At 44.9% G+C, this 25,440-nt stretch carries 28 protein-coding genes and 1 tRNA gene; 16 read left to right on the top strand and 13 right to left on the bottom strand.

Annotation, left to right across the window (positions count from 1 at the left end; genetic code table 11):
• The first annotated feature begins 3 nt into the window (after positions 1 to 3).
• The 4 genes from NHB34_RS06035 to NHB34_RS06020 are packed head-to-tail and all read left to right on the top strand — an operon-like array spanning position 4 to position 2,657.
• Entirely contained in the window at positions 4 to 1,230 is a 1,227-nt protein-coding gene (locus NHB34_RS06035; protein ID WP_353426747.1) for a sialidase family protein, read from the top strand.
• 11 nt (positions 1,231 to 1,241) lie between these two features.
• Positions 1,242 to 1,697 (top strand): TlpA disulfide reductase family protein, encoded by a 456-nt coding sequence (locus tag NHB34_RS06030; RefSeq protein ID WP_353426746.1) that lies wholly within the window; start codon positions 1,242 to 1,244, stop codon positions 1,695 to 1,697.
• Positions 1,698 to 1,748: 51 nt separating this feature from the next.
• Positions 1,749 to 2,180, top strand: a complete 432-nt coding sequence (locus NHB34_RS06025) for a DUF2244 domain-containing protein (RefSeq protein ID WP_353426745.1) — start codon at positions 1,749 to 1,751, stop codon at positions 2,178 to 2,180.
• An 18-nt stretch (positions 2,181 to 2,198) separates the two neighbouring features.
• A complete protein-coding gene (locus tag NHB34_RS06020) occupies positions 2,199 to 2,657 on the top strand; it encodes a copper chaperone PCu(A)C (protein ID WP_353426744.1) in 459 nt (152 codons plus the stop codon).
• An 83-nt stretch (positions 2,658 to 2,740) separates the two neighbouring features.
• Here the strand turns inward: NHB34_RS06020 and ilvD are convergent, their stop codons facing one another.
• Entirely contained in the window at positions 2,741 to 4,432 is a 1,692-nt protein-coding gene (gene ilvD / locus NHB34_RS06015) for a dihydroxy-acid dehydratase (RefSeq protein ID WP_353426743.1), read from the bottom strand.
• A 227-nt stretch (positions 4,433 to 4,659) separates the two neighbouring features.
• On the opposite strand from ilvD, the gene NHB34_RS06010 reads away from it, so the two are divergent.
• Entirely contained in the window at positions 4,660 to 5,298 is a 639-nt protein-coding gene (locus NHB34_RS06010) for a response regulator (protein WP_353426742.1), read from the top strand.
• Positions 5,299 to 5,379: 81 nt separating this feature from the next.
• Complete coding sequence (locus NHB34_RS06005) at positions 5,380 to 6,414, top strand: helix-turn-helix transcriptional regulator (RefSeq protein ID WP_353426741.1); 1,035 nt, start codon at positions 5,380 to 5,382, stop codon at positions 6,412 to 6,414.
• Between the two features lie 29 nt (positions 6,415 to 6,443).
• On the opposite strand, the gene NHB34_RS06000 is transcribed toward NHB34_RS06005, so the two are convergent.
• From NHB34_RS06000 to ppa, 3 genes are all read right to left on the bottom strand, one after another.
• On the bottom strand, positions 6,444 to 6,782 hold the full coding sequence (locus NHB34_RS06000; protein WP_173955517.1) for a P-II family nitrogen regulator: 339 nt from the start codon (positions 6,780 to 6,782) through the stop codon (positions 6,444 to 6,446).
• A 71-nt stretch (positions 6,783 to 6,853) separates the two neighbouring features.
• Complete coding sequence (locus NHB34_RS05995; protein ID WP_353426740.1) at positions 6,854 to 8,473, bottom strand: NAD+ synthase; 1,620 nt, start codon at positions 8,471 to 8,473, stop codon at positions 6,854 to 6,856.
• A gap of 32 nt (positions 8,474 to 8,505) precedes the next feature.
• Positions 8,506 to 9,042 carry an inorganic diphosphatase gene (gene ppa, locus NHB34_RS05990; RefSeq protein WP_353426738.1) on the bottom strand — a complete coding sequence of 179 codons (537 nt, stop codon included), beginning with the start codon at positions 9,040 to 9,042 and terminating at the stop codon, positions 8,506 to 8,508.
• Between the two features lie 173 nt (positions 9,043 to 9,215).
• On the opposite strand from ppa, the gene NHB34_RS05985 reads away from it, so the two are divergent.
• Positions 9,216 to 11,276: a sodium-translocating pyrophosphatase gene (locus tag NHB34_RS05985; RefSeq protein ID WP_353426737.1), complete on the top strand. Its 2,061-nt coding sequence runs from the start codon at positions 9,216 to 9,218 to the stop codon at positions 11,274 to 11,276.
• An 81-nt stretch (positions 11,277 to 11,357) separates the two neighbouring features.
• On the opposite strand, the gene trxB is transcribed toward NHB34_RS05985, so the two are convergent.
• On the bottom strand, positions 11,358 to 12,314 hold the full coding sequence (gene trxB, locus NHB34_RS05980; protein WP_353426736.1) for a thioredoxin-disulfide reductase: 957 nt from the start codon (positions 12,312 to 12,314) through the stop codon (positions 11,358 to 11,360).
• 75 nt (positions 12,315 to 12,389) lie between these two features.
• On the opposite strand from trxB, the gene NHB34_RS05975 reads away from it, so the two are divergent.
• The 5 genes from NHB34_RS05975 (at position 12,390) to NHB34_RS05955 (ending at position 17,201) form a co-directional block, all read left to right on the top strand.
• On the top strand, positions 12,390 to 14,666 hold the full coding sequence (locus NHB34_RS05975) for a DNA translocase FtsK 4TM domain-containing protein (RefSeq protein WP_353426735.1): 2,277 nt from the start codon (positions 12,390 to 12,392) through the stop codon (positions 14,664 to 14,666).
• Complete coding sequence (locus tag NHB34_RS05970) at positions 14,626 to 15,357, top strand: outer membrane lipoprotein carrier protein LolA (RefSeq protein ID WP_353426734.1); 732 nt, start codon at positions 14,626 to 14,628, stop codon at positions 15,355 to 15,357. Before NHB34_RS05975 ends, NHB34_RS05970 begins: the two co-directional genes overlap by 41 nt.
• A gap of 65 nt (positions 15,358 to 15,422) precedes the next feature.
• The gene (gene serS, locus NHB34_RS05965) at positions 15,423 to 16,745 is read left to right on the top strand and encodes a serine--tRNA ligase (RefSeq protein ID WP_353426733.1); all 1,323 of its coding nucleotides are present in this window, start codon (positions 15,423 to 15,425) and stop codon (positions 16,743 to 16,745) included.
• A 73-nt stretch (positions 16,746 to 16,818) separates the two neighbouring features.
• A tRNA-Ser gene (locus NHB34_RS05960) sits at positions 16,819 to 16,908 on the top strand.
• Between the two features lie 29 nt (positions 16,909 to 16,937).
• Positions 16,938 to 17,201: a hypothetical protein gene (locus tag NHB34_RS05955; RefSeq protein ID WP_353426731.1), complete on the top strand. Its 264-nt coding sequence runs from the start codon at positions 16,938 to 16,940 to the stop codon at positions 17,199 to 17,201.
• Positions 17,202 to 17,239: 38 nt separating this feature from the next.
• On the opposite strand, the gene NHB34_RS05950 is transcribed toward NHB34_RS05955, so the two are convergent.
• A complete protein-coding gene (locus NHB34_RS05950) occupies positions 17,240 to 18,067 on the bottom strand; it encodes a hypothetical protein (RefSeq protein WP_353426730.1) in 828 nt (275 codons plus the stop codon).
• 241 nt (positions 18,068 to 18,308) lie between these two features.
• Here NHB34_RS05950 and NHB34_RS05945 point away from each other — a divergent pair, with 241 nt between their 5' ends.
• Positions 18,309 to 18,527, top strand: a complete 219-nt coding sequence (locus NHB34_RS05945) for a DUF465 domain-containing protein (RefSeq protein ID WP_353426729.1) — start codon at positions 18,309 to 18,311, stop codon at positions 18,525 to 18,527.
• A gap of 16 nt (positions 18,528 to 18,543) precedes the next feature.
• Here the strand turns inward: NHB34_RS05945 and NHB34_RS05940 are convergent, their stop codons facing one another.
• The 6 genes from NHB34_RS05940 to NHB34_RS05915 all read right to left on the bottom strand — a co-directional run bounded on the left by NHB34_RS05940 (position 18,544) and on the right by NHB34_RS05915 (position 20,789).
• Positions 18,544 to 18,885 (bottom strand): zinc ribbon domain-containing protein YjdM, encoded by a 342-nt coding sequence (locus NHB34_RS05940; RefSeq protein ID WP_353426728.1) that lies wholly within the window; start codon positions 18,883 to 18,885, stop codon positions 18,544 to 18,546.
• Positions 18,886 to 18,897: 12 nt separating this feature from the next.
• Entirely contained in the window at positions 18,898 to 19,245 is a 348-nt protein-coding gene (locus tag NHB34_RS05935; RefSeq protein ID WP_353426727.1) for a phage holin family protein, read from the bottom strand.
• Positions 19,246 to 19,304: 59 nt separating this feature from the next.
• The gene (locus tag NHB34_RS05930) at positions 19,305 to 19,505 is read right to left on the bottom strand and encodes a SlyX family protein (RefSeq protein WP_353426726.1); all 201 of its coding nucleotides are present in this window, start codon (positions 19,503 to 19,505) and stop codon (positions 19,305 to 19,307) included.
• A 12-nt stretch (positions 19,506 to 19,517) separates the two neighbouring features.
• A complete protein-coding gene (locus tag NHB34_RS05925; protein ID WP_353426725.1) occupies positions 19,518 to 19,739 on the bottom strand; it encodes a hypothetical protein in 222 nt (73 codons plus the stop codon).
• Positions 19,740 to 19,806: 67 nt separating this feature from the next.
• Positions 19,807 to 20,217, bottom strand: a complete 411-nt coding sequence (locus tag NHB34_RS05920) for a putative toxin-antitoxin system toxin component, PIN family (protein ID WP_353426723.1) — start codon at positions 20,215 to 20,217, stop codon at positions 19,807 to 19,809.
• 23 nt (positions 20,218 to 20,240) lie between these two features.
• Complete coding sequence (locus NHB34_RS05915) at positions 20,241 to 20,789, bottom strand: YaeQ family protein (RefSeq protein WP_353426722.1); 549 nt, start codon at positions 20,787 to 20,789, stop codon at positions 20,241 to 20,243.
• Positions 20,790 to 20,878: 89 nt separating this feature from the next.
• Here NHB34_RS05915 and NHB34_RS05910 point away from each other — a divergent pair, with 89 nt between their 5' ends.
• The 3 genes from NHB34_RS05910 (at position 20,879) to NHB34_RS05900 (ending at position 24,759) form a co-directional block, all read left to right on the top strand.
• The gene (locus NHB34_RS05910; protein WP_353426721.1) at positions 20,879 to 22,507 is read left to right on the top strand and encodes an NAD(P)/FAD-dependent oxidoreductase; all 1,629 of its coding nucleotides are present in this window, start codon (positions 20,879 to 20,881) and stop codon (positions 22,505 to 22,507) included.
• Between the two features lie 6 nt (positions 22,508 to 22,513).
• Positions 22,514 to 23,929, top strand: coding sequence for an oxygen-independent coproporphyrinogen III oxidase (gene hemN, locus NHB34_RS05905; RefSeq protein WP_353426720.1), 1,416 nt, complete (start codon positions 22,514 to 22,516; stop codon positions 23,927 to 23,929).
• Positions 23,930 to 24,096: 167 nt separating this feature from the next.
• Positions 24,097 to 24,759: an OmpW family outer membrane protein gene (locus tag NHB34_RS05900; protein WP_353426719.1), complete on the top strand. Its 663-nt coding sequence runs from the start codon at positions 24,097 to 24,099 to the stop codon at positions 24,757 to 24,759.
• A gap of 49 nt (positions 24,760 to 24,808) precedes the next feature.
• Here the strand turns inward: NHB34_RS05900 and NHB34_RS05895 are convergent, their stop codons facing one another.
• Positions 24,809 to 25,405 (bottom strand): AAA family ATPase, encoded by a 597-nt coding sequence (locus NHB34_RS05895; protein WP_353426718.1) that lies wholly within the window; start codon positions 25,403 to 25,405, stop codon positions 24,809 to 24,811.
• Between the last annotated feature and the right edge of the window lie 35 nt (positions 25,406 to 25,440).

The raw sequence follows: 25,440 nt of genomic DNA, 5'->3' as shown, positions 1-25,440 counted from the left end.
GTAATGAAATTACACTTTTTAAGTGGTTTGATCTGGGTATTTTCTAGTTCGGCAATTGCTCAAATGGATCACTCATCCCATATGGGAAAGGGTGGTTCTTCTAAGCCAGCTAATTCGTGTGTATCTACTGGATTGGAGTGTGCTAATGCAGCCACTCCATTTTTAGATGCTGATGGCTCACTCTTTCTTGCGTGGACTGCTGGTGGAGTAGTTTCAGTAGCAAAGTCTCTGGACTTGGGTAAGTCATTTGCTCCAGCAGTGGTAGTTGCAGAGCATGGCAAATCCCTAGATGCAGGTGGAGATGCGCGACCACAAGTTGTTGCTGATAAGAATGGCAATGTATTTCTAGCTTACGCTTTTTTTAAGGATTCCAATTGGAATGCACAGGTCAATATGACGCGATCAGTTGATGGCGGAAAAACCTTTGATCGACCACAGTCAATCGTCAGCGATGCTTCGAGCCAACGTTTTCCATCGCTTGCAATTACTCCCAGTAGTTCTCTTTTTCTTTCTTGGATTGATAAGCGCTTAGTTGCAGCCGCCAAAAATAATGGTGAGAGGCGTTTAGGCGGGTCGATTGCCTATGCCTTTTCAAATGACTTTGGTAAAACCTTTCAGCCAGAGAAAATTGCAAATGAAAATAGTTGTGAGTGCTGCCGAATTGGTGCTTCAACTGATCCAAAAGGTGGGGTAGCAATTATCTATAGGGCAATATTCCCGGGAGGAGTGCGTGATCACGCTGTTCAGAGAATCTCAGAGTTAAATCTAGGTAAGATTCATCGTGTCTCTAATGATGAATGGAAGACGGATGCATGCCCCCATCATGGGCCTTCAATAGCCATATCTCAGTCTGGAAAGATTCATGCTGCGTGGTTTACCCAAGGAAAGGCAAGGCAAGGCGTTTTCTATGCCAGCTCTAAAAATGATGGACTAAATTTTTCCTCGCCGATGAGGCTAGGTGGTGCAGATGACAATATTTCACGTCCATATCTTCTTGCAATTGGAAAATCGGTATGGCTGGTTTGGAAAAGCTTTGATGGCGAAAAGAATTCCATTTACCTTAGAAGGTCTAATGATGATGGTGTAACGTGGACAAGTCCTCAAGTTGTAGTTAGTGCTGGTGGTTACAGTGATCATCCATTATTGGTGCGCCAAAACGATGAGGTTTTCTTATCATGGTTGACCCGCAACGATGGTTATCAGTTGATTTCTTTAGGGGGTGGAAAGTGAAGAAGTATCTCTTGTTAGTAGTCCCACTTTTTTTTATGCATCTTGCGATTGCAGGATCGGAGACAGTTAAACCCTATCAAAAGGGTGATTGGCAAGCTTTAGTAAATACATCTTCTAAGCCTTTGGCAGTTCACTTTTGGGGGGTTACTTGCGCCCCTTGTGCAAGAGAAATGCCAGAGTGGGGAAAGTTTCTTGCTAAGAATAAGAATGCGAATGTGATATTTGTTCAGGTAGACGAAGTTGCGCCAGAAAGTGCATTAAAGATGCTTACAAAAGCAAATTTACAAAGTGCAAAAAACTATAGCCTTATATCACCATTTGATGAATATATGCGCTATGAAGTTGACGCAAAATGGCGGGGGGAGACCCCGATTACCATCTTGATAGATAAAAATGGGAAGGCAATTCGTAAGACTGGGCCAATGGATTTTTATCAATTGCAAAATTGGTTTAATAGTCAAGGCTAATTTAGCCATTCAATCAATATTCATTTGCTAGATATCGCAATCATTTAAAAAATGCGTACTTGGTTAATGAAAAGAAATTGCTCTTTCTCGCCTAAGCAGGTAGGAATTTTTTATCTATCAATCGTGAGCTTTTCGCTATTAGTGGCACTGTATTTTCTGTTGATTGGGGTATGGATGATCATCATTTTTACCTGCATCGAATTGATCGCTTTAACAGTTGCCTTGTACGTGTACTCTAAGCATGCCTTAGATTACGAAAAAATTACGATTGTGGGTAAGCATCTCGTGGTAGAGAGAAGCTGGGGCGGCAAAGTGAGAATTGAAGAATTTAATACAGTATGGACAAAGTTGATTCATAAAAATGATGGTCGACGTGATTTAGTTTTAGCAACATCGACAAAAGAGGTTCCGATTGGGTACTTTATTGTTGCCAATCAGCAAGAGCAGTTTGAAAAAGATCTTAGTAGTTATCTCGGGCTTTAATTTTTATAAGGAGTAGTAATGAAATCAAAAGTACTAGCAACAATGTATGCAGCAGTAGGTATGGCCTTATGTGGTTCTGTTATGGCACAAAATGCTTCGGTAGGCTCAATCAAAGTTGAAAACGCTTACACCCGAGCAACTGCACCAGGTCAGCAAGTGGCCGGTGGTTTTTTAAAGATTGAAAACAAGGGTGGCGCTGATCAATTGGTTTCTGCCAGTTCTCCAGTCGCAGGCGAAGTACAACTTCATGAAATGGCAATGGATGGCAATGTCATGAAAATGCGTCAAGTAAAAGACATCCCTGTACCTGCTAACGGGTCTGTTGAATTAAAGCCAGGTGGCCTACATTTAATGTTTATGAATATTAAGGCCCCATTAGCTGCTGGTGAAACTGTGCCTGTTAAGCTCAAATTTGCAAAAGCAGGTGAAGTTGAAGTAAAAATGCCAGTTAATGCTGCAGCGTCTATGAAACACTAATCAGTAACAAGTACTTCAATAAAAAAGCCCCTAGTTTGATCTAGGGGCTTTTTATCAACTTCTGTTTTACGTTGGTTGCTTGATTACAGATCTAGGTTCAAATCTGTTACAGCGCCTTTACTCGCTGTGCTCGCAAGCTTGGCATATTTTGCTAATAGGCCGCGGGTATAGCGTGGCTTGGGCTGCTTCCATGCTGCACGACGCTTGGCAATTTCTTCATCGCTCACATTGAGCTGGATTAAGAGCTTATGTGCATCGATCGTTACAGAGTCACCTTCAAGAATGAGCGCAATGGTTCCACCTACATATGCTTCAGGGGCTACGTGACCAACTACCATGCCCCATGTACCGCCTGAGAAACGACCATCGGTAATGAGACCAACAGATTCACCTAAACCTTGACCAACCAAAGCTGAGGTAGGGGCCAGCATTTCACGCATACCAGGACCGCCTTTAGGGCCTTCATAACGAATCACAACGATGTCACCATCTTTAATTTTTTGAGCCATGATGGCGGCCATTGCATCATCTTCAGAATCAAACACACGGGCTGGGCCAGTGATAGAAGGATTTTTCAGGCCAGTGATTTTGGCAACACAGCCTTCTGGAGAAATATTGCCCTTAAGAATCGCTAAGTGACCTTGTTTATACAAAGGATTATCTAAGGTGCGAATGACTTTTTGGTCTGCGCGTGGCGCAGAAGGGACATCTTTTAATACCTCGGCAATCGTTTTGCCAGTAATTGTCATGCAATCACCATGCAACAATCCGCCATCTAACAAAATCTTCATTACCTGGGGAATGCCTCCGGCTTGATGTAAATCAGTTGCGAGGTAGGTGCCAGATGGTTTCATGTCCACAATGACGGGAACGCGCTTACGAATGCGCTCAAAGTCATCAATCGTCCAGTCGATTTCCGCAGCGCTAGTGATAGCCAAGAAATGCAATACCGCGTTGGTTGAGCCACCAACTGCCATGATCACGCTGACGGCATTCTCAATGGATTTTTTAGTGATGATATCGCGTGGACGTAAATTATTTTTAATGGCTTCAACTAGCACGCGTGCAGATTCAGCGGCGCTCGCTACTTTCTCAGCATCTTCATTTGCCATGGTAGAAGAGTAGGGAAGACTCATGCCTAAAGCTTCGAAGGCAGAGCTCATCGTATTGGCGGTATACATGCCGCCACATGAACCACTGCCAGGGCAGGCGTGTTGCTCAACACCTTTTAAGTCTTCCTCGCTCATTCTGCCAGAGGTAAATTCACCAACCGCTTCGAAAGCCGAAACAATGTTGAGGTCTTTACCTTTGTAATGTCCTGGCTTGATGGTTCCGCCATAAACATAAATTGCTGGAACATTGGTACGAGCAATAGCCATCATGCCGCCTGGCATATTTTTATCGCAACCACCAATCACCACGACACCGTCTTGCCACAAACCATTGACACAAGTTTCGATGCTATCGGCAATCACCTCGCGTGATACGAGCGAGTACTTCATGCCTTCGGTGCCCATGCCAATACCATCGGAGACGGTTGGCGTACCAAACATTTGTGCTTTAGCGCCAGCCTCTTCAAGAGCGCTTACTGCAGCATCGGTTAATTTTTGTAAGCCGCTGTTGCACGGAGTAATAGTGGAGTGGCCATTTGCAACGCCAACCATTGGCTTGGAGAAATCCTTTTCTTGGTAGCCCATCGCGTAGTACATTGAACGATTTGGTGCGCGAGCGACTCCCTCGGTGACCATGCGAGAGCGTTCATTAAGGCGTTTCATGCTAATTACTCCAAAAAAGGGTTATTTCGAAAGGCTCTATTGTGCCGTGATATGTCTAATGCTGTACTTTCAGTGTCGATACAGAATCAATCATTTATTTGTTGCAATGCAATATTAAATTTTAGTAAATACCGGCATTAAGTCTTCAATATTAGCTTGACAGCTAATAGCCTTATGAAATCGGCTGCAGTACATTTGCCTATCGAGTACTTTTTCCTTTGAATTCAATGACTAAAGTCGGACATGTCTATCTCATCGATGATGATGAATCCATGCGCCTATCCCTTACAAGGATGTTGCGAGAGTTGGGGTATCTCGTTGAGGACTACGCATCTGCACAAGTATTTTTAGAAAATTCTGTACCAGTGTCTCCTGCAGTGATTTTGTTGGATATGCAAATGCCTGATATGACGGGTTTAGATTTGCAGGAAGCACTTCTGAAATTGGGGCGTAAAACGCCAATCATCTTTGTTAGCGGCCAGAGTCACCCAAATCAAATTGTGCAAAGTCTAAAAAAAGGGGCGCTCGACTTTCTGTTTAAGCCTTTTAATTTGGAAGAGTTGTTAAAAGCGGTGTCCGATGCCATTGACTTTGATAGCCGTCAATTAAAGCGGGTATCTATCGATGTTGAAACAAAGCGAGATTACGAAAGGCTTACCCCTCGAGAGCGGGAAGTATGCGCTTGGTTGGTTAAGGGTTTGTTGAACAAGGATATTGCCGTCAAGCTAGGGACTACGGACGCAACCATTAAGGTGCACAAGGCTAGGGTCATGGAAAAGATGCATGCTGATTCATTGCAAAGTCTGGTGAAAAAGTATCTTGAGTCAGATCTTGAAAATCACCCTCTAACCGCATTGGCTCAATAATTGTCTATATGGCTAATTTCCTTTCCGCAACTCAGGCTTTAGTATCAAATTTATTAAAAATAACAAAATTGAATCTAGCAAGTGAACGCGCCTAAGAAGATCCCCGAAATCAGAAAAGAGGCTTTTGCTAAAGCTCGAGAAACTCTTGGTTTAAGTGCTAAAGAGTTATCTGGGATGGCATGTTTATCAGTGCGTCAAATTGAGCAAATTGAAAATGGTGAAATTAGTTCTTTTTATGGTCCCCAGGTAAAGTTCACAGCGGCAAAAAAGGTTGCAGGCATTCTTAAGCTGAGCGAGGAAGATGCTTTTGATGTTGGCGATCCTCCGCCACAAGAATCAGAAGTTTTGCCAGCTACAGAAAGTGAAGCGCCTGAAACTTCATCGGTTATTGAAAAGACAATAAGCGCTGAAGTAGAGTTGCCGGAAATAACTGAGTCAAATGTGACTCAGCAAACCGAAAATCATGCAGAGCAAACTAATTCCATTGAAGGGAATGGCGTTGATACACCACCAAAGCAAATAAAGAAAGGCTTATACATTCTTGTTGGTATTGTTGCGGCTCTGGTTTTCTCATTTGTCAATTTGCGCCCCTTATTATTTCCAGAGCTTGTTAAAGAAGAGATTGTGCTGGTTGAGCAAGTCCCAGCAACACCGCCTACTGATGCGCCCGCAGACTCTAAAGCCCCTCTAACTGCGAGCCCAGAGCCCACTCCTGCTCCTACTTCTACTGCTGCTCCCGCTGTAGTTGCAGCAGCACCTGCGTCTACCGCAACGCCATCAAATGAATGTCCGCCAGCAGATGCCGCAGCAGTTAGTTTTAAGCCTGAGGCTCCTAAAAAGGCAGGAGATATGGTGTATTTGCAATCAAAGATTGCGCAAACGATATGCGTTGTTGACGCAAGTGGAAAGACTCAAAATAAAACTCTAGAACCTGGGGCTGGCGCGAGCTTTTATGGAAGGCCGCCATTAAAAGTATTTACTTCAGGCGTGGCGCAAGTTGACATTTATTACCAGGGCGTAAAAGTACGCCCATCAAATAGTGCTGCAAAAAATATTATTTTGGAGCCGGCTGAAGTGATTCAGCCATCGGCTCCCGCAGACTCCCAGCTTCGTTGAAACTGGTTTATTGCATCTGAGTTTGTTGCTCAGACCGCTGACTCGTTTGTTTCGCCGGTGCGTATACGAATCACCTGTTCAACTGGGGTGATGAAGATCTTCCCATCACCAATCTTGCCAGTGCGTGCTGCTTTGGTAATGGCTTCAATTGCGGCCTCTACTCGATCTCCAGGAACAACAGCCTCAACCTTTACTTTAGGCAAGAAGTCGACAACATATTCGGCGCCGCGGTAGAGCTCGGTGTGACCTTTTTGACGACCAAATCCTTTTACTTCAGTAACGGTTAGTCCGGTTACGCCAACCTCAGCCAATGCTTCACGAACTTCATCGAGTTTGAACGGTTTAATAATTGATGTAATGAGTTTCATGTATTCTCCCTAATGCAGTAATCATACCTAGAACTGGAAAGAAGTGCCAAATTCAGCCTTCTATGGGCACTTTAGGCTCTAAATTGGGATGTGATGGGGTAGCGCCAGTCGCGGCCAAAAGCGCGGGTGGTAACACGAACCCCAGGCGGTGCCTGGCGACGTTTGTATTCATTTAACTTAATTAAGCGCGTCACTTTTTCTACGCTCTCAGGATCAAAGCCAGCGGCAATAATCTGCTCAATGGATTGGTTCTGCTCCATATAACGCTCCACGATGCCATCGAGCACTTCATAAGAGGGTAGGCTGTCTTGGTCTTTTTGATCAGGGCGCAATTCTGCTGAAGGCGCGCGCGTCAGAATGCGCTCCGGAATAATAGGGGCAATGCTATTGCGATAAGCGCACAAACGATAGACCAAGGTTTTGGCAATATCTTTAATTACTGCAAAGCCACCAGCCATATCGCCGTACAGCGTGCAGTAGCCAACCGCCATTTCACTCTTATTGCCCGTCGTCAAAACCAATCTACCGGTTTTATTAGAAAGGGCCATCAGTAGAGTACCGCGTACGCGTGCCTGAATATTTTCTTCGGTCGCATCTACAGCCATGCCCTTAAATTGTTCTGCTAAAGAAGCCTCGAGTGCATCGACAGGCCCACTGATTGGAATTTCATCGTATTGCACACCAAGGTTTTGAGCCATCTCGCGGGCATCAATCCAAGAGATGTCTGCTGTATAGCGTGAGGGCATCATCACCGCGCGTACTTTATCGGCGCCAAGTGCATCCACGGCAATGGCTAGCACTAGAGCTGAGTCAACACCACCTGATAAGCCAATAATGACACCCGGAAAACGGTTTTTGTTTACGTAATCACGCACACCCAAAACCAGAGCTTGATAAGCTTGGGCCTCTACGCTTTGCGTTGGGCTGACTACGCCTGCTTGCAAGTCGCCCGATGCATTGATGCCGACAAAACCAAGAGCGGATTCAAACTGTGGCATTGCCATAGCCACTTCACCTTGGCTATTTAAAGCAAATGAGCCGCCATCAAAGACCAACTCATCTTGACCGCCAACTGCATTGACATAGACCAAAGGCATTTTGGTTTGTGCAATATGACTTCGTAGAACCTCGATGCGCAAGGTTTCTTTCTTAAGGTGATAGGGTGAGGCATTGGGTACTAGCAATATTTGCGCACCAGCAGCGTGAGCTTGTTTTGCTGGCCCAGCATGCCAAGCATCTTCACACAAAATTACGCCATAAGAGATGCCATCACATTCAAATACGCATGCTTGATTACCTGGCACAAAGTAACGCACTTCATCAAACACTTCATGATTGGGTAATTCTTGTTTGGCATAACCAGCAATGACTTGGCCATTACGCAAAACTGATGCATAGTTTTGCAAACCTATTGTGTTTTGTTTTGGGTGACCCACGATGACCGTGAGATCTGGAAATTGCGCCAATGACCTTGTGAGTGATTCGAGCTCATTAGCAGTTGCGTCGATAAAAGCAGGGCGCAGTAATAAATCTTCTGGGGGGTAGCCGGTAAGCGAAAGCTCAGGTGTTACTAGGAGCTTTGCACCATTTTTAAAAGCCTGTTCAGCTGATTGAAGAATGAGCTGCGCATTGCCAGCCAAATCGCCCAGTAATGGGTTGATTTGGGCTAGGGCGATAGTTTGCGCGCTCACTCTGAATCACAAGCCGAATGAGTGTTTGAGAATTAAGCGTGTTCTTTGTTGTAACGCTCAATACCTTCAAGAATCTCTTTGTGGGCTTCAGCAACACCGCCCCAACCCTTGACCTTGACCCATTTTCCTTTTTCGAGATCTTTGTAGTGCTCAAAGAAGTGTTGGATTTGATTTAAGCGCAATGGGTTCATATCTTCAGGTTTTTGCCAGTGCGTGTAGATCGGCAAAATCTTGTCTTCTGGAACTGCTAATAACTTAGCGTCCTGTCCTGCTTCATCTTCCATCAACAAGATGCCGATTGCGCGGCAGCTTACAACTACACCTGGAATAAGTGGGAACGGAGTAATCACGAGGACATCAACCGGATCGCCATCACCAGCGATGGTTTTATTAATATAGCCATAGTTACATGGGTAGTGCATAGAGGTACCCATGAAACGATCGACAAAAATAGCGCCACTCTCTTTATCAACCTCATATTTGATTGGATCCGCGTTCATGGGGATTTCAATAATGACGTTAAAGCTCTCAGGGATCTTTTTGCCTGGCTTGACGTTGTCGAGACTCATAAATACTCCGAATAGTGATTAGTAAATACCCTGATCCTTTAGAGGGGTCACAGGGGTAATTCTGCTACATACTGATACAGCTTAAAGACCATAGTTTAAAGCCTTCGCAAACCTGGTCGACCTAAGCGCTAGTAGATACAAAACAATAAAGACTAACTTTAGGGAGTTCAAGCATGACTAATGTCACTTTAGGCTTGTATTTTGCCTTGGCGTGCGGTGTCCTGGCCGTGATTTACGGTTTTGTGATGCGCGGCTGGATTTTGAAGCAAAGTACAGGTAACGCCAAAATGCAAGAAATTGCAGAGGCGATTCAACAGGGTGCGGCAGCGTATTTATCGCGCCAGTACAAAACGATTGCCATTGTGGGGGCGGTTCTGACCATTTTGATGGCGCTCTTTTTAGACTTGGCAACCGCAATCGGCTTTGTGGTCGGTGCAGTTCTATCAGGCGCTTGCGGTTTTATTGGTATGAACGTTTCAGTGCGTGCCAATGTGCGAACTGCTGAAGCTGCAACCAAGGGAATGAACGAAGCACTCAATGTTGCATTTAAGGGCGGGGCGATTACTGGTATGTTGGTAGTGGGCCTTGGACTTCTTGGTGTTGGTCTATTTTTTATGTTCTTGGTTTCAATCGGTGCTGGACAAGATCTCTCAGCAGTCCTTCATCCATTGATCGGTTTGGCTTTCGGTTCATCCTTGATTTCTATCTTTGCACGTTTAGGCGGCGGTATCTTTACTAAAGGCGCTGACGTAGGTGCAGACTTGGTTGGTAAAGTGGAAGCTGGCATTCCAGAAGATGATCCACGTAATCCAGCGGTGATTGCCGATAACGTTGGAGACAACGTTGGCGATTGCGCAGGTATGGCTGCTGATTTGTTTGAAACCTATGCGGTGACACTGATTGCAACTATGGTCTTGGGATCATTGATGGTATCTGGTGCTCCCGTAGCAGCAATCATTTATCCGCTAGTGCTCGGTGGTGTTTCTATCATCGCTTCCATTATTGGTTGCTCCTTTGTTAAAGCAAGTCCTGGTATGAAGAATGTGATGCCAGCGCTCTACAAAGGCTTGATTATTGCTGGTGGCTTATCTTTAGTAGCGTTCTACTTTGTAACAAACTTTGTCATGCCTGACGATGCTTTGGGTATTGTCGGTAGCCAGTGGCGTTTATTTGGTTCAACTGTAGTGGGTCTTTTGCTAACTGCAGCATTGGTATGGATTACTGAGTACTACACAGGCACTCAATTTAATCCAGTGCAGCATATCGCTGAAGCATCAACCAAAGGTCATGGCACCAACATCATTGCAGGCTTAGGCATTTCGATGAAGTCAACTGCTTATCCAGTTTTGTTTGTTTGTGCAGCGATTTTTGCTGCTTACTGGTTGGCAGGTTTGTATGGCATTGCTGTAGCTGCTACTTCAATGTTGTCTATGGCAGGTATCGTAGTTGCGCTAGATGCATATGGCCCAATTACTGATAACGCAGGCGGAATTGCAGAAATGGCTGGCTTGCCACAAGCGGTGCGTGATATTACCGATCCGCTTGATGCGGTTGGTAATACAACAAAGGCCGTTACTAAAGGTTATGCAATTGGTTCAGCAGGCTTGGCTTCATTGGTTCTTTTTGCCGACTACACCCACGCACTAGAGGGTATCGGTCAACAAGTTTCCTTTGATCTATCTAATCACATGGTGATTATTGGCCTCTTTATTGGCGGCATGATTCCTTACTTATTTGGCGCGATGGCAATGGAAGCGGTTGGTCGTTGTGCTGGCGCTGTAGTTGAGGAAGTGCGCCGTCAGTTCCGCGATATCCCTGGCATCATGTCTGGCACCGCAAAGCCTGAATATGGCAAGGCAGTGGATATGCTTACATCTGCGGCGATTAAGGAAATGATTGTTCCTTCTTTATTGCCTGTGATTGCTCCGATCGTTGTAGGTCTTTTATTGGGACCTGCAGCATTAGGCGGTTTATTGATGGGTACCATCGTTACCGGTTTATTTGTTGCGATTTCGATGTGTACTGGCGGCGGTGCTTGGGATAACGCTAAGAAATACATCGAAGAAGGTAACTTTGGTGGCAAAGGTTCTGAGGCGCATAAGGCAGCTGTTACTGGCGATACAGTGGGCGACCCCTACAAAGATACCGCTGGTCCAGCAGTAAACCCATTAATCAAGATTATCAATATCGTTGCCTTGCTGATCGTTCCATTACTGCCAGTAATTTCACGTTAAGCAATACGTAACTAAGTTGTTCGTACAAACTTAAACGCCTAGCATTGCTAGGCGTTTTTTATTGCACTACAGAATTGCTGTTTAAGAGAGTGACTCTAGGTAGCGTTGTGCATCAAGTGCAGCCATACAACCTGTTCCAGCGCTCGTGATCGCTTGGCGATAGATGTGGTCTTGAACGTCACCAGCGGCAAACACGCCAGGGATATTGGTGGCAGTAGCATTGCCTTCAAGGCCTGAATGGGTTTTGAGGTAACCGTTATTCATATCCAATTGACCTACAAATAATTCGGTATTGGGTTTGTGACCAATAGCAATAAAGGCACCCGTAACGGCGATATCTTCCGTGCTGCCATCTTGTTTTTTAATACGCACACCAGTCACACCTTTTTCATCGCCGAGAACTTCATCAAGTGTGGAATTTAATTTCAACTCCACTTTGCCTTCAGCAACTTTGGCCATAAGTCGATCGTTGAGGATTGGTTCGGCGCGGAATTTATCGCGGCGATGAATCACGGTCACTTTCTTGGCAATGCCAGTGAGATAGAGCGCTTCTTCAACTGCAGTATTACCGCCGCCTACAACGCAAACATCTTGGTTGCGATAGAAAAAACCATCACAAGTTGCGCATCCAGATACACCGCGACCCATGAATGCCTCTTCACTGGGTAGGCCAATGTATTGAGCAGAAGCGCCTGTGCAAATAATGAGTGCATCACAGGTATAGGTTCCTGCGTCACCTACAAGGCGAATAGGCTTTTCTTTAAGGGCGGCCGTATGAATATGGTCAAAGATGATTTCAGTATTAAAGTGCTCGGCATGCTTTAAAAAGCGATCCATGAGCTCTGGCCCTTGAACCCCTTCTGGGTCTGCTGGCCAGTTTTCAACGTCAGTGGTGGTCATTAATTGACCCCCTTGGGCTAGGCCAGTAATGAGGGTGGGCTTGAGATTGGCTCGGGCAGCATAAACCGCAGCGGTATAGCCGGCAGGGCCAGATCCGAGAATGAGAACTTTGGAGTGTTTTGGGGTATTTGTAGTCATACCCAAATTATAGAATTGCTTGTTTACAATCGGTAGAACATGGCGAGAACCGTATACCCAAAGTCTAAGACCCCAATGACCCCCCAACCCCCGAGTAGCGATGGTCAGGGTAGGATGCCCCGCCTTCTCTTAGAGGTTCGCTGGTTTATCTCCCTGGGGCTTTGCTTGGGTTTATTTGCTGTATTGCTGACCTATTCCAAGGCTGACCCAGCCTGGTCCCATGCTAGCTTTGAGGCCCCTAAGAATCTGGGCGGTCGTTTTGGCGCCTATTTGGCTGATTTAATGCTCTACATCTTCGGAGCATCCGCATTTTGGTGGGTAGTGCTCTTTGGGCGCCGCGTCCTGCAGGGTTGGCGTGAGCTTTGGAGCATCCCCTTGCCGCCAGATCCTGAAGCAAAACCAGATTCGTTATTAATGCGTTGGCTCGGCTTTAGCCTGACTTTGGTCTGTAGCATGGGCCTTGAATCGATCCGTTTGCATTCCTTAACTTGGGAGTTACCACGGCCACCTGGCGGTATTTTGGGTGAGTTGATTGGCGACCCCATGCAGATGAGTTTAGGTTTTACTGGAGCCACTTTAGTTTTGTTGTTTGGCTTATGCGCAGGGCTCTCCTTGTTCTTGCACTTCTCATGGCTGGATGTCGCTGAAAAAGTGGGGCGCTTTTTGGAGGTCTCTTATCACCGACTTCGCGAGCGTCGTGATAGCGAAGAGGATCGTAAATTAGGCGAAGCGGCAGCTGAAGAGCGCGAAGAGTTTGTAGAAGAAATTCGTGGGCGCGTTGAAATCGCAACGCCTGTACAAATTGTGCGCGCGCCAGTTGAGATTCCAAAGAGTGCGCGGGTTGAGCGCGAGAAGCAGCAACCCCTATTCGTGGATATTCCTGATTCAGAATTGCCCCCGTTAGCATTGCTTGATCCCGTTCCAGAAGCAAAGGAAACTATTTCAGCTGATGTGTTGGAATTTACCTCGCGCTTGATTGAGCGTAAGTTGGCAGAATTTAACGTCCAGGTAACAGTTATTGCTGCTTATCCTGGTCCTGTAGTAACCCGCTACGAGATTGATCCAGCAGTGGGTGTGAAGGGTAGTCAGATTGTGAATCTATCCCGTGACTTGGCTCGCTCTTTGGGGGTAGTCAGCATGCGAGTGGTAGAAACCATTCCGGGCAAAACTTGTATGGCTCTGGAATTGCCAAACCCAACGCGTCAGTCGGTATACCTGTCTGAGATTTTGACTTCACAGGTCTACAACGATAACCATTCCATATTGACCCTAGCACTTGGTAAGGATATTTCTGGTAGCCCAATGGTTGCCGATTTAGCAAAAATGCCACACTGCCTAGTAGCGGGTACTACTGGTGCCGGTAAGTCGGTTGGTATCAACGCCATGATTTTGTCGCTGCTTTTTAAGGCTAAGCCTGATGAAGTGCGTTTGATCATGATTGATCCTAAGATGCTAGAGATGGCGATCTACGACAAGATTCCCCATTTGCTTTGCCCTGTTGTCACCGATATGAAGCAAGCGTATAACGCACTCAACTGGGCTGTGAATGAGATGGAGCGTCGCTATAAGCTAATGAGTAAGTTTGGCGTACGTAACTTAGGGGGCTTTAATAAGAAAATTGCCGAAGCTGAAGAGAAGGGCGAAAAGCTTACCAATCCATTTAGTTTGACGCCTGAAGACCCAGAGCCAATTTATAAAGCGCCAGTCATCGTGATTGTGATTGACGAGTTGGCTGACCTCATGATGGTCTCTGGCAAGAAGATTGAGGAGTTGATTGCGCGGATTGCGCAAAAAGCGCGTGCCGCAGGTATTCACTTGGTATTAGCTACACAACGTCCAAGCGTCGATGTGATTACTGGATTGATTAAGGCAAACGTACCAACGCGTATTTCATTTCAAGTCAGTAGCAAGATTGATAGCCGCACGATTTTGGATCAACAGGGTGCGGAAACACTCTTGGGCATGGGTGATATGTTGTATATGGCGCCTGGCACTGGTTTGCCAGTACGCGTTCACGGCGCATTTGTCTCTGATGATGAGGTGCATCGCGTGGTGGAATGGCTCAAAGAGAAGGGCGAGGCTAACTATATTGATGGTGTGCTCGAAGGTGCCGATGAGTCCAGCATTGACTCACTGACTGGTGAGAGTGGTGGCGAAGCGGATCCACTCTATGATCAAGCTGTCGCTATTGTTTTAGAAAATAAACGCCCATCAATCTCTCTGGTGCAACGCCATCTACGGATTGGTTATAACCGTGCAGCGCGTCTCTTAGAAGATATGGAAAAAGCAGGGCTTGTTTCTAAGATGGGTAATGGCGGTAATCGCGAGATTCTTCATCGCCCTTCGGAGTAAGCGTCCTTTGCAAAAATTTTGGTCTGCAGTATTCATAGGTTTTATAAGTATTACGCTGTCAAACTTGGCGTTGGCTGAAGGTGAGACGGGGTCCGAGCAATTACGCCAATTTGTGCGCAATTCCAAAACGGCTGAAGGAGACTTTGTTCAGCAGCAGTTACGAGCACCTAAAGCAAATGAACCGCAAGACAAAGGCTTAAAGCTGGTTCGCCAAACCGAAGGCCATTTTGTTTTTCAGCGACCTGGTCGCTTTGTATGGGAAACACAAAAACCATACGAGCAAAAACTCATCACCAATGGAACTCAATTGGTGTTGTGGGATAAAGATCTAAATCAGGCAACCTTTAGGCCTGCTGGACAAGCTCTAGCTTCAACCCCAGCGGCAATCCTGTTTGGCGATAGCTCTTTAGACCAGCATTTCGATTTAGTCGACGGCGAAGAGCGTCTAGGAATGAAATGGGTCGCATTGGTACCCAAGAAAGATCCAAACGCTAAGAATAAAAATGATCTGCCATATACAAAGATATCGATTGGTATGAGTAATGGCCTGCCAAAAGCTTTGGAGCTTATTGATGGCCTTGGAAGTGTCGTATTGGTAACGCTGGATAAAATTCAGCTCAACGTCAATCTGCCGGCAAATCGCTTTAATTTCATGCCTCCTGCAGGTGCTGAAGTCTTACGCTTAAACTAGAGTCCATGCAGGTAGTAGATAGTAAATAGTAGATAGCAACTAAACCCTTATATATCGAGCAATACATGATTGATCCACAACTTCTTCGTAAAGATATCGCCGCAGTTGCAGCCCGACTAGCTGCTCGTAAATTCCAGCTAGATGTTGAAAAGTTCAACACCTTAGAGTCTGAGCGTAAATCACTACAAACTCGCACGGAAGAGCTTCAGGCAAAACGCAATCAGCTTTCTAAAGCGATTGGTATGAAGAAGGGTAAGGGTGAAGATGCTTCTGCCGAGATGGCTGAAGTTTCGCAAGTAAATGTCGACATGGAATCGGGTGCCGCACGCTTAGCAACTCTGCAGGCAGAGATATCCGATTTCTTGATGGGTATTCCGAATTTGCCAGATGAGTCCGTGCCAACCGGCAAGGATGAGACTGAGAATAAAGAAATCAAGCGTTGGGGCGAGCAACCCACTTTTGATTTTGAAATTAAAGATCATGTGGATCTTGGTGGTCCATTGGGCTTAGATTTTGAAGTTGCTGCAAAAATTAGCGGTTCACGATTTGTCGTACTCAAGGGGCCTATTGCCCGGTTACATCGTGCTCTAGCGCAATTCATGATTGATACACATTCAAGTAATCATGGTTATCAAGAAGTGTATGCGCCTTATATGGTGAACGCTGCATCGATGCGTGGTACCGGACAATTGCCTAAGTTTGAAGAGGATCTATTCAAAGTCCCTCGTCAAATGGGTGCAGAAGCGCAGCTAGAAAATGCGGGCGGTGAGCCAAGGACAGAAAACTTCTATCTCATTCCAACTGCAGAGGTGCCTGTAACGAATCTTGTGCGTGATGAGATTGTGAATGCTGATACTCTGCCCTTAAAGTTTGTTGCTCATACACCATGCTTTCGATCTGAGGCTGGTAGCTATGGACGAGATGTGCGCGGCATGATTCGTCAACACCAATTTGATAAGGTTGAGTTAGTACAAATCACGAAGCCTGATGATTCTATGCAGGCTCTTGAAGATTTAACGGGGCATGCTGAACGAATCTTGGAGTTACTTGAATTGCCGTATCGTAAGGTTCTGCTTTGTACTGGTGACATGGGCTTTGGTAGCACCAAGACCTATGACTTAGAGGTGTGGGTGCCTTCGCAGAATGCCTACCGAGAGATTAGCTCATGCTCAAGCATGGGGGATTTTCAGGCGCGTCGTATGCAAGCTAGGTTTAAGTCGGGACAGGGCAAGCCAGAATTGGTTCATACACTCAATGGTTCAGGGCTGGCAGTAGGTAGAACATTGGTTGCATTGATTGAGAACAGGCAACTCGTTGACGGAAGTGTTGCGATTCCAAAAGCATTGCAACCTTATTTGGGCGGCCTAGAAGTACTAAAGCCAATTTAAGTTCGCAGAACTAAGTCCTTTTATCACTATCCTAAAAACATAAAACCAGCCCAAAGCTATAATTTTTAAGTTCGGAGAGGTGGCAGAGTGGTTGAATGTACCGCACTCGAAATGCGGCGTAGGGTAAAACCTATCGAGGGTTCGAATCCCTCCCTCTCCGCCAGATTGTCAATTTCACATTAGGAATTCAATATGAATTTCTCTCGTTTTGCCATTTCTACTCTGATTGCAGTGTTTGCTAGCGCCTGTTCAACGCCGCCAAGTCGTTTTGGGGTTTATCAGCAATCGGATGGAACCATTGGAGTGCATGCACCTAAAGACGCCAAAGAGGAAGAGGCTCAAGATGTGGCGCTGACTGAATGCAAGAAATTGGGAAAGCGCAATGTCACCATTATTGATAGTCGGAAAACAGTCAATGACCGCTTTCCGACAACCTATAACTATTTGTGTAGATAGTGTTGTTTGCTTACCGGCTTTATTACTTGTTAAGTAAGCTAGCTTAGTAGCCACTTTTTAATCGATTTATTGACGCACATCGCATCTAGCGCAAGGCCAAAAAATTCTGAGCCGTTGGTCACCATGTTTTCAATAGCCTCAACTTTGCCAGATTTGATTCCGCGTAGATAGGTTGCAGCGCGATAGCGTAAAAAGTGCTCTGTTTCACATTCTTCATTCTCGGTGGTGCAGATCTCAAGGCTGCCATAGCGAGTCTCGGGGTTGATGTTCAGAACAGAAAGCTCGATTGCGCCTAATACCTTGCTCGGAATTGGGATGGGGACGTAAGAGTAGAGGGATACCAGCATTTCCTCCTCATCTACTTCAATGATGTGGTCGATATCCAAAACATCTTGTTCTGTTAATTCAGTTTCGCCAGAGTCGCCACCGCCAAAAGTCGATTCAAACTGCAACATAGCAGTATTACTGTCTTTGGAAATCTCAATCATGTCTGGGTAGCCAAGCAAGCCTTTCCACCAATACATCAGAGAGAAAGTACAGGGTTTGACTTCAACCAATCCTTTTTTGGTCGATTTGGCAAAGTAAAGACCGTAAAACTCATCATCCTTTTCTAAGCCATACTGATCTACTTTAGGCGCTTTGTTAGATATCTTTTTTGCAGTAGCTTTTTTGGGTGCGGCTTTCTTGGCTGCAGGTTTCTTAGCTGCGACTTTCTTAGTTGCAGTTTTCTTGGATGCGGGTTTTTTCGCTGATACTTTCTTCACCTTTTTAGCCGCAGGCTTTTTGCTAACCTTCTTTGCCACCTTAGGGGCTAGCTTCTTCTTAGTAGCTACCTTCTTTTTTGTCGCTGCTATTTTTGTAGCCATGATTGATTGTCCTTGTATTTTGTATTGAAGTGCTCTGACGTTTGCACACTATTCGCTTGTTGATATTACCGCAAATTAGTCTCATTAATCTTATGACCCCAAGAAATATAAATATAGGGTTTGACGTATTGTTCTTCGGAGTGATGGTTGATACACTGAAAGTATGCTGTGAAAAAGTGGTACACGCACAGCACTAAGTGCAGCAAATTTCGTTTCAATTACTTTTAAATGGGAGATTTTTATGTTTCCGGAATACCGCGAACTGATTACTAAGCTTAAAACTACAGACCGTCATTTTTCTCATTTATTTGATAAGCACAATAATCTAGATGCCAAGATCCTTCGGATGGAAGATCATCAGGAGCCGAGCACTCCAGAAGAGATTGAGACTCTCAAGAAAGAAAAGTTGCTGCTAAAGGATCAGATCTACGCAGTACTCAAAAAAGCTAGCGCTGCCTAGTTACCCAAAGGAAGGATTAAGCCTTCTTCAGGAAGCAGGCTTTTAGTAGAATATTGCCTGCTTCTGTTTTGCAATCGACCTCATGGTCGCCCGAGACTAAGCGAATGCCTTTAATCTTGGTGCCAACCTTCAGCGTGGTGGACGATCCCTTGACCTTTAGATCTTTGATGAGTGTGACGGTATCGCCGTCGGCTAATAAATTGCCATTCGCGTCTTTGACGATTAAACCAACTTCTTCCTCTTGGGCTTCAGACATAGGCCATTCGTGTCCGCATTGGGCGCATACATAGTTATCGCCATCCGGATAGGTCATATCTTCTTTGCAAGCAGGGCATTTTGGAAGGTTGTCTGTATTCATGGATAGGAATAATTAAAAAACGAGACTGCTGACAAATAGGCTAAAAATTGAAATAAAAATGCTTGCGAAGAAAGCGGTCCAAAAGCCAGAAATGGTAAAGCCACTAACCACCGCAGAGACCAGCATTAACATAAAAGCGTTGACCACTAATAAGAATAATCCCATGGTCACAATTGTTAAAGGGAGAGTAAATAGGATGAGCAATGGCTTTACTACGGCATTGGCAAACCCTAAAAGTAAGGCGGCAATTAATAAGGACCCACCATCAGCAAACTTCATCCCACTAAAAATATAGCTTGCAACCCAAAGAGACAGCGAGGTTAAGCCCCATTGAACTAAAAAGAGGGTGAGGTTGCCCATATCGGACTCCTTATATGTTGGTTATTTATCAAATAGGTGGCGATATGGTATCAGTCACATCAATAATGTGGCGGAATTTCATCTTTCAGACTACTCACACCTGAGCCACTAGCGCTAGCCTGTTCTTTGATGGCTTTAAGTTCGCGATAGAGAAATTCAATTTGCTGTTGTTGCTTGTAGACAGTCTCATTTAATTTCTCAATGAGATCTTCTGTAAAGCTCAATTTAATTTCGAGATTGGTAATTCGATCATCTGTCATGGTTTGCCTTGATTATTCTGTGAGGGCCTCAAAACGACCATCTTCCATCTCTGATTTTGGTCTAATCCAAAAATCCTGGGATTGCATGGATTCATAGACGTAGGCAGGTTCAAGGGTAGCCTCAATATTTGCCAATAGAAGGACTTTATAAAAACCACCAGTTTTGAGATGGCGCAACTTGGTCCCTGGTTTAAATAGGCCGTCATCGGGGTTTGCTAGTTTGGGTTTGGTCATTCGTCGCTTGTATAAAAAGATCTTGTGGATATTGATGTTGGAATTGGGTAATTAGGTATGCAGACAATCAGGCAATTAAATAAATACTAGTGATGATGACTCCCTCCTTGACAGCTTTTTTAGCTAGCTTTAGAAGTTCATTATCTTTGCTGAGCAATACCGAGGGTTTTGAGGTGTAAGCAAGATTTAAAAAAACTTGATCATCAGGGTCTTGGCATTGCCATGGAGCGCTGCTCAGCGCTTCATCTTCAATGACATTTGCCAAAAGATGCCACTGATTCAGAATTTGCTCCTGCGTTACTTGATCTAGTGAAAAAAGGGGCCTTGAGATGACGTCTGCAAATTCTTCAATCGTTTTTGGTGTGGCTAGGGCTTTCACTTGGTGATCGATTAAGGCTGTCTTGATTTGTATTGCTCGAAAGTCGTTAAAGACAAAAATATCTAACAGTACATTGGTGTCAAAAATAACAGACTGCATCGATCTAGAAAGATAAATAAATGTTAATTTTGCAGGCTACGCCAAACTTCTGGACTGATAGTAACCTGACCCTGATCAGAGGAGACGTAGGCTTCGCCATCCTGGATGTTGATATGCAGCACCATGCTACGCTCAACTAGCTTATTGAGCTCTTGAGACTGCTGGGATGGAATAGCAATAACTTGAAGGTTGCGTGCCCGCGTTAATTTATTGGCTATCCCGTCCCACCAAATTTTGCTGGTCTGTCCGCCATAGCAATAAACAATGACCTGTTCTGCGCGACCGCAAGCTTTTAGAATCCGACGTTCATCAGGTTGACCAATTTCAATCCATAGCTTGATTTGATCGGTAAGGTCTTTGATCCATAGATCAGGTTCATCTGTATCGCTTAAGCCTTTGGTGAAAACCAGGTCATCATGGGCTTGTAGCGCAAAAGCGATGACTCGGATCATCATGCGCTCATCAGTTTCTGATGGGTGTTTGGCAATAGTGAGGGAGTGACTGCCATAGTAGTGGCGGTCAGAATCTGCGACGTGAAGGTCAGCTTTATGAATAGTTGCGCGAAGAGCCATGCGGCATTATCGCCTTTATATCTAGGCAATTCCATATAAGCGGTATTATTTGCCCCAAGAGTCCTAAATTACTGTGTACTGTAAGCCCCATGATCCGCATTACCGAGCTGCGCCTGCCCATAGATCATTCCGCTGATGAGCTTGAGATAGCAATTCAAAAAAGACTTCGTCTTTCGCCGGCAGAACTGATGTCATTTGATATTTTTAAGCGTAGTTATGACGCTCGTAAAAATGTCTCGCTTGCTTTTATTTATACGGTTGACGTTTCAATAAAAGACGAAGCGGGCGTTTTAAAGCAATTCTCTAATGATTCACATATCAGACCATCGCCTGATACGAGCTACCATTTTGTAGCAAAGGCTCCTTCATCCATTGATGCTGGTAAAGCACTGCGTCCAGTCGTCATTGGATTTGGGCCATGCGGAATCTTCGCCGCATTGCTATTGGCGCAAATGGGCTTTAAGCCAATCGTGCTTGAACGTGGCAAGCAAGTACGTGAGCGGACTCAAGATACTTGGGCATTGTGGAGAAAAAAGATCCTCAATCCAGAATCGAATGTGCAGTTTGGCGAGGGAGGTGCAGGAACCTTCTCTGATGGCAAGCTCTATAGCCAAATTAAAGATCCGAAGTTTTATGGTCGCAAAGTCATTCATGAGTTTGTGAGGGCGGGGGCGCCGGAAGAAATTCGGTATGTTGCCAAGCCTCATATTGGGACTTTTCGCTTAGTAGGAATGGTTGAAAAAATTCGCCAAGAAATTATTGATTTGGGTGGTGAGATTCGTTTTTCACAAAAAGTGATTGGCTTTGATATTCAACATAATGAAATTACAGGCGTCAAAATTGAGGGGCATCCTGATTTACCGGCTAGCCATGTTGTTCTTGCGTTAGGGCATAGTGCACGCGATACATTCAAAGCTCTACATGATGCAGGCGTTTTTATGGAGGCCAAGCCATTTTCAGTAGGATTTCGTATAGAGCATCCACAATCTTTGATTGATAAAGCGCGTTTAGGCCCCCATGCTGGAAATGAATTAATTGGTGCTGCGGATTACAAGTTAGTTCACCATGCCAAGAATGGACGTTCTGTGTACAGCTTTTGCATGTGCCCTGGTGGCACTGTAGTGGCTGCCGCATCAGAGCCCAATCGTGTAGTGACTAATGGTATGAGTCAATACTCTCGTAATGAGCGCAATGCGAATGCTGGGATTGTGGTTGGTATTACGCCAGAGGATTACCCTGGAGGCCCTTTGGCCGGAATCGAGTTTCAGCGTCAATTGGAGTCAAAGGCTTTTGAGTTGGGTGGTGGAACATATGAGGCACCAGGCCAATTAGTGGGTGACTTTATTGACGGCAAGCCATCAACTGAGTTTGGCAGCGTCATCCCTTCTTATAAACCTGGTGTGCATTTAACCGATTTGGCAAAGGCCTTACCGTCTTATGCAATTGAGGCGATTCGAGAGGCCTTACCTGCCTTTGAAAAACAGATTAAAGGTTTTTCAATGAGAGATGCTGTGTTGACAGGGGTTGAGACGAGAACCTCTTCTCCATTGCGCATTACCCGTGGCCCCAATTTCCAGAGCTTGAATATCAAAGGGCTTTATCCAGCAGGTGAGGGTGCTGGCTACGCAGGCGGAATCTTGTCGGCGGGGGTTGATGGGATTAAAGTAGCGGAAGCAGTGGCATTAGATTACTTATCGCAAGAACCTACTCAACATTAAGCGCATATGAGCTCTACAGCATCTCAAGGAAAGGCAGCAGACAAGGAAGTTCTGTTTCATCCTGAGTTGCTGCAAAAGTTCGATATTAATGGGCCGCGATATACATCCTATCCAAGCGCAGACCGATTTCATAATGCATTCACTGAGCAGGATTACATAGGAGCTTTACAGCGTGTAGCAATTACCAATGAGCCGCTGTCACTGTATTTTCATCTGCCTTTTTGCCCAAATATTTGTTATTACTGTGGTTGCAACAAAATCATTACCAAGGATCATGGCCGTAGCGCTAAATACATTAAGTATTTAGCTAAAGAGATGGCAATGGTTTGCAATGCTATGGGTATTCAGAAAAAAATCCCCATTACCCAATTGCACTGGGGTGGGGGTACGCCTACCTTTTTATCTCACGAGGAGATGATTGAGTTAATGCATCACACTAAGCAGCATTTTGATTTGTTGCCAGAGGGTGAATATTCCATTGAGATTGATCCACGCAGAGTCTCGGAGCAAGATATCAAGCTTTTGGCCGAGCTAGGATTTAATCGCATCAGTTTGGGCGTGCAAGATTTCAATTTGGCTGTGCAAGAGGCGGTTCATAGGATTCAGACTATTGAAGAAACCCAGGCGGTAATTGATTGGTCGCGTAAGTATGGCTTTAAATCGCGCAGTGTTGATTTAATTTACGGCTTACCCAAGCAAACTCCTGAGACTTTTAAAGAGACTGTCGATGCTGTACTAAAAATGAACCCGGATCGACTCTCGGTTTATAACTATGCCCATTTGCCACATATCTTTAAACCGCAACGGCGTATTGCAGAAGCGGATCTTCCACCAGCTGCAGCTAAATTGGATATTTTGTCCAATACCATTGAGCGCTTGGGTGAAGCGGGGTATCAATTTATCGGCATGGATCATTTTGCAAAACCTGATGATGAATTGGCTGTAGCGCAAAGAGAAGGAAAGTTGCATCGTAATTTTCAGGGCTACTCAACCCAAGCAGAATGTGACCTTCTTGCTTTTGGGATCTCTTCGATTGGTAAGGTGGACGATTGTTACTCCCAAAATGTCCGCACCTTAGATGAGTACTACGCCTCTATAGATTCAGGTCACCTGCCTGTGCTCAGAGGATTACACCTCGATCGGGATGATTTGCTACGTCGCGAGTTGATTGGCGAGTTGATGTGTCAATTTAGCCTAGACACGAAACAGTTTGCAGCCGAGCATCAGATTGAGTTTCAGGACTACTTCAAAACTGAAGTCAATGAATTGAAAGAGCTTGAAGAGGCTGGTCTATTAGAGTGGAATAACGATGAGATCTATGTACCCATCAAAGGCCGATTGCTAGCTAGACGTGTTGTCATGACGTTTGATCGCCATCTCAGAGAATCTCAAGCTAAGGGAACGTATTCTAAGGTTCTCTAGGGTAAACCACAGTCAATTTGATCTAGATCAAATAAGCGCTAAAACGCTGTTGCTTTTAAACCAATAAAAAAATTACAACAGCAAATCATTTGATTTAAGTCAAATCACCTCAATTACATCATTCGAAAATGGTTTCATCGAAATTGATAACAAAGAGGGAAATCATTATGCGTCTTAAATCACTAGTAGCAGCAATGGCTGCAGTTGCATCTCTAGCACCAATTGCAGCAAATGCTGCGGAAGAAAATCCTTGGATGGTGCGTGTGCGTGCAGTTTATGTTGATTGGCAAAATGGTCAAGCCAATGGCTCAAATACAAGTTATGGAGTTGCAAAAGATAATATTAGAGCTGCTAATCAGTGGTTGCCTGAGTTTGATGTGTCCTACTTTTTTACGAAAAATATTGCTGCTGAGTTGGTTCTTTCTTATCCTCAGCCAGTTAAGTTTTATTCAAATTTAACACCATCAAGCACGGGTACCGTAGGGGCTTTGCCACCTTCTTTGCTGCTTCAATACCACTTTACTGATTTAGGCTCCTTTAAGCCTTATATTGGAGCTGGTATTAACTACACAATATTTAGCAATAGAAATAATTTCTCTTTATTGGGAAATAATAATGGCCTTACTGTTGATCAAAGTAGCGTTGGCTTCGTTGGTCAGATTGGTGCTGACTACATGTTGGATAAAAATTGGGGTGTTAACGTAGACGTTAAATATGCAACCATGAGTTCTAACGTTACTGGTTCTGGACCATTATCCAGCTTGGGAAATATTGGTAAGTTAACCTTAAATCCATTAATGCCAGCCGTTGGCGTGACTTACAAGTTCTAAGAATTCAGTTCTTAGTTTCTTGAGATAGAGCCCCTGAGGGGCTCTATTTTTATTTGATCAGATCATTTAGCAGCTTTTCAAAATTTGCCTGGTCAAAATTCAGATTATCAAATCGCTGTATTAATGGATGTTGGGGCGGTTCAATTCTGCGTTTGACGTATTCATTCCAGTGTGCAAGCTTCCATTCATCTCTTAGATCATGGCGCTTTTCCATTCTGGTCTTTGCTTCTTGCTCCTGAAGATCAATCCAGGCGATCGAGATTTTTGTTTGTGCAGGAACACCCAGAGCTTCTGGGTTAAACATGTTACCGCTCTGAATTTCTCTCGAGAACGGGCCAACCAAAATAACATTTACGCCTAGTAATAAGTTTTCACGAGCGATATCAATTAATCCTCGATATTCCCAGTCGCGCAAATTCTCAAGATAGAAGGGGCTATCACGATCATTGGGGTTTTGAGTCGTTAGTTCCATTACGTGAGCGCTAAAAGCACCATAGACCGTGTCTTTATCCAAAAAGAAGAAGTCTTCTCCGGTTCTTTCAATGATGAGGGGTAAGGCTTTTTTAGCTAGAGTGGATTTGCCTGTTCCAGCGTGCCCCGCAAATAGGATAAGTCGAGGGGCAGAAGGGGTGAGTTTGCAGACCATTTGCCATTAGTCTCGCAGAAATTGAGAGAAATTTC

It is taken from the genome of Polynucleobacter sp. MWH-UH19D (genome assembly GCF_040409795.1).
In the GTDB taxonomy this organism is placed as follows: Bacteria; Pseudomonadota; Gammaproteobacteria; order Burkholderiales; family Burkholderiaceae; genus Polynucleobacter.
The sequence above is the reverse complement of the archived record's forward strand: the minus strand, read 5'-3'. Positions and strand labels throughout refer to the sequence as shown.

Bases quoted from the DNA above. Each gene is read 5' to 3' on its own strand.
- NHB34_RS06035 (WP_353426747.1), top strand. From the start codon at position 4: ATGAAATTACACTTTTTAAGTGGTTTGATCTGGGTATTTTCTAGTTCG.
- NHB34_RS06025 (WP_353426745.1), top strand. From the start codon at position 1,749: ATGCGTACTTGGTTAATGAAAAGAAATTGCTCTTTCTCGCCTAAGCAG.
- NHB34_RS06020 (WP_353426744.1), top strand. From the start codon at position 2,199: ATGAAATCAAAAGTACTAGCAACAATGTATGCAGCAGTAGGTATGGCC.
- ilvD (WP_353426743.1), bottom strand. From the start codon at position 4,432: ATGAAACGCCTTAATGAACGCTCTCGCATGGTCACCGAGGGAGTCGCT.
- NHB34_RS06010 (WP_353426742.1), top strand. From the start codon at position 4,660: ATGACTAAAGTCGGACATGTCTATCTCATCGATGATGATGAATCCATG.
- NHB34_RS06000 (WP_173955517.1), bottom strand. From the start codon at position 6,782: ATGAAACTCATTACATCAATTATTAAACCGTTCAAACTCGATGAAGTT.
- ppa (WP_353426738.1), bottom strand. From the start codon at position 9,042: ATGAGTCTCGACAACGTCAAGCCAGGCAAAAAGATCCCTGAGAGCTTT.
- NHB34_RS05985 (WP_353426737.1), top strand. From the start codon at position 9,216: ATGACTAATGTCACTTTAGGCTTGTATTTTGCCTTGGCGTGCGGTGTC.
- trxB (WP_353426736.1), bottom strand. From the start codon at position 12,314: ATGACTACAAATACCCCAAAACACTCCAAAGTTCTCATTCTCGGATCT.
- NHB34_RS05975 (WP_353426735.1), top strand. From the start codon at position 12,390: ATGACCCCCCAACCCCCGAGTAGCGATGGTCAGGGTAGGATGCCCCGC.
- NHB34_RS05970 (WP_353426734.1), top strand. From the start codon at position 14,626: ATGGCGGTAATCGCGAGATTCTTCATCGCCCTTCGGAGTAAGCGTCCT.
- serS (WP_353426733.1), top strand. From the start codon at position 15,423: ATGATTGATCCACAACTTCTTCGTAAAGATATCGCCGCAGTTGCAGCC.
- NHB34_RS05955 (WP_353426731.1), top strand. From the start codon at position 16,938: ATGAATTTCTCTCGTTTTGCCATTTCTACTCTGATTGCAGTGTTTGCT.
- NHB34_RS05950 (WP_353426730.1), bottom strand. From the start codon at position 18,067: ATGGCTACAAAAATAGCAGCGACAAAAAAGAAGGTAGCTACTAAGAAG.
- NHB34_RS05945 (WP_353426729.1), top strand. From the start codon at position 18,309: ATGTTTCCGGAATACCGCGAACTGATTACTAAGCTTAAAACTACAGAC.
- NHB34_RS05940 (WP_353426728.1), bottom strand. From the start codon at position 18,885: ATGAATACAGACAACCTTCCAAAATGCCCTGCTTGCAAAGAAGATATG.
- NHB34_RS05935 (WP_353426727.1), bottom strand. From the start codon at position 19,245: ATGGGCAACCTCACCCTCTTTTTAGTTCAATGGGGCTTAACCTCGCTG.
- NHB34_RS05930 (WP_353426726.1), bottom strand. From the start codon at position 19,505: ATGACAGATGATCGAATTACCAATCTCGAAATTAAATTGAGCTTTACA.
- NHB34_RS05925 (WP_353426725.1), bottom strand. From the start codon at position 19,739: ATGACCAAACCCAAACTAGCAAACCCCGATGACGGCCTATTTAAACCA.
- NHB34_RS05920 (WP_353426723.1), bottom strand. From the start codon at position 20,217: ATGCAGTCTGTTATTTTTGACACCAATGTACTGTTAGATATTTTTGTC.
- NHB34_RS05915 (WP_353426722.1), bottom strand. From the start codon at position 20,789: ATGGCTCTTCGCGCAACTATTCATAAAGCTGACCTTCACGTCGCAGAT.
- NHB34_RS05910 (WP_353426721.1), top strand. From the start codon at position 20,879: ATGATCCGCATTACCGAGCTGCGCCTGCCCATAGATCATTCCGCTGAT.
- hemN (WP_353426720.1), top strand. From the start codon at position 22,514: ATGAGCTCTACAGCATCTCAAGGAAAGGCAGCAGACAAGGAAGTTCTG.
- NHB34_RS05900 (WP_353426719.1), top strand. From the start codon at position 24,097: ATGCGTCTTAAATCACTAGTAGCAGCAATGGCTGCAGTTGCATCTCTA.
- NHB34_RS05895 (WP_353426718.1), bottom strand. From the start codon at position 25,405: ATGGTCTGCAAACTCACCCCTTCTGCCCCTCGACTTATCCTATTTGCG.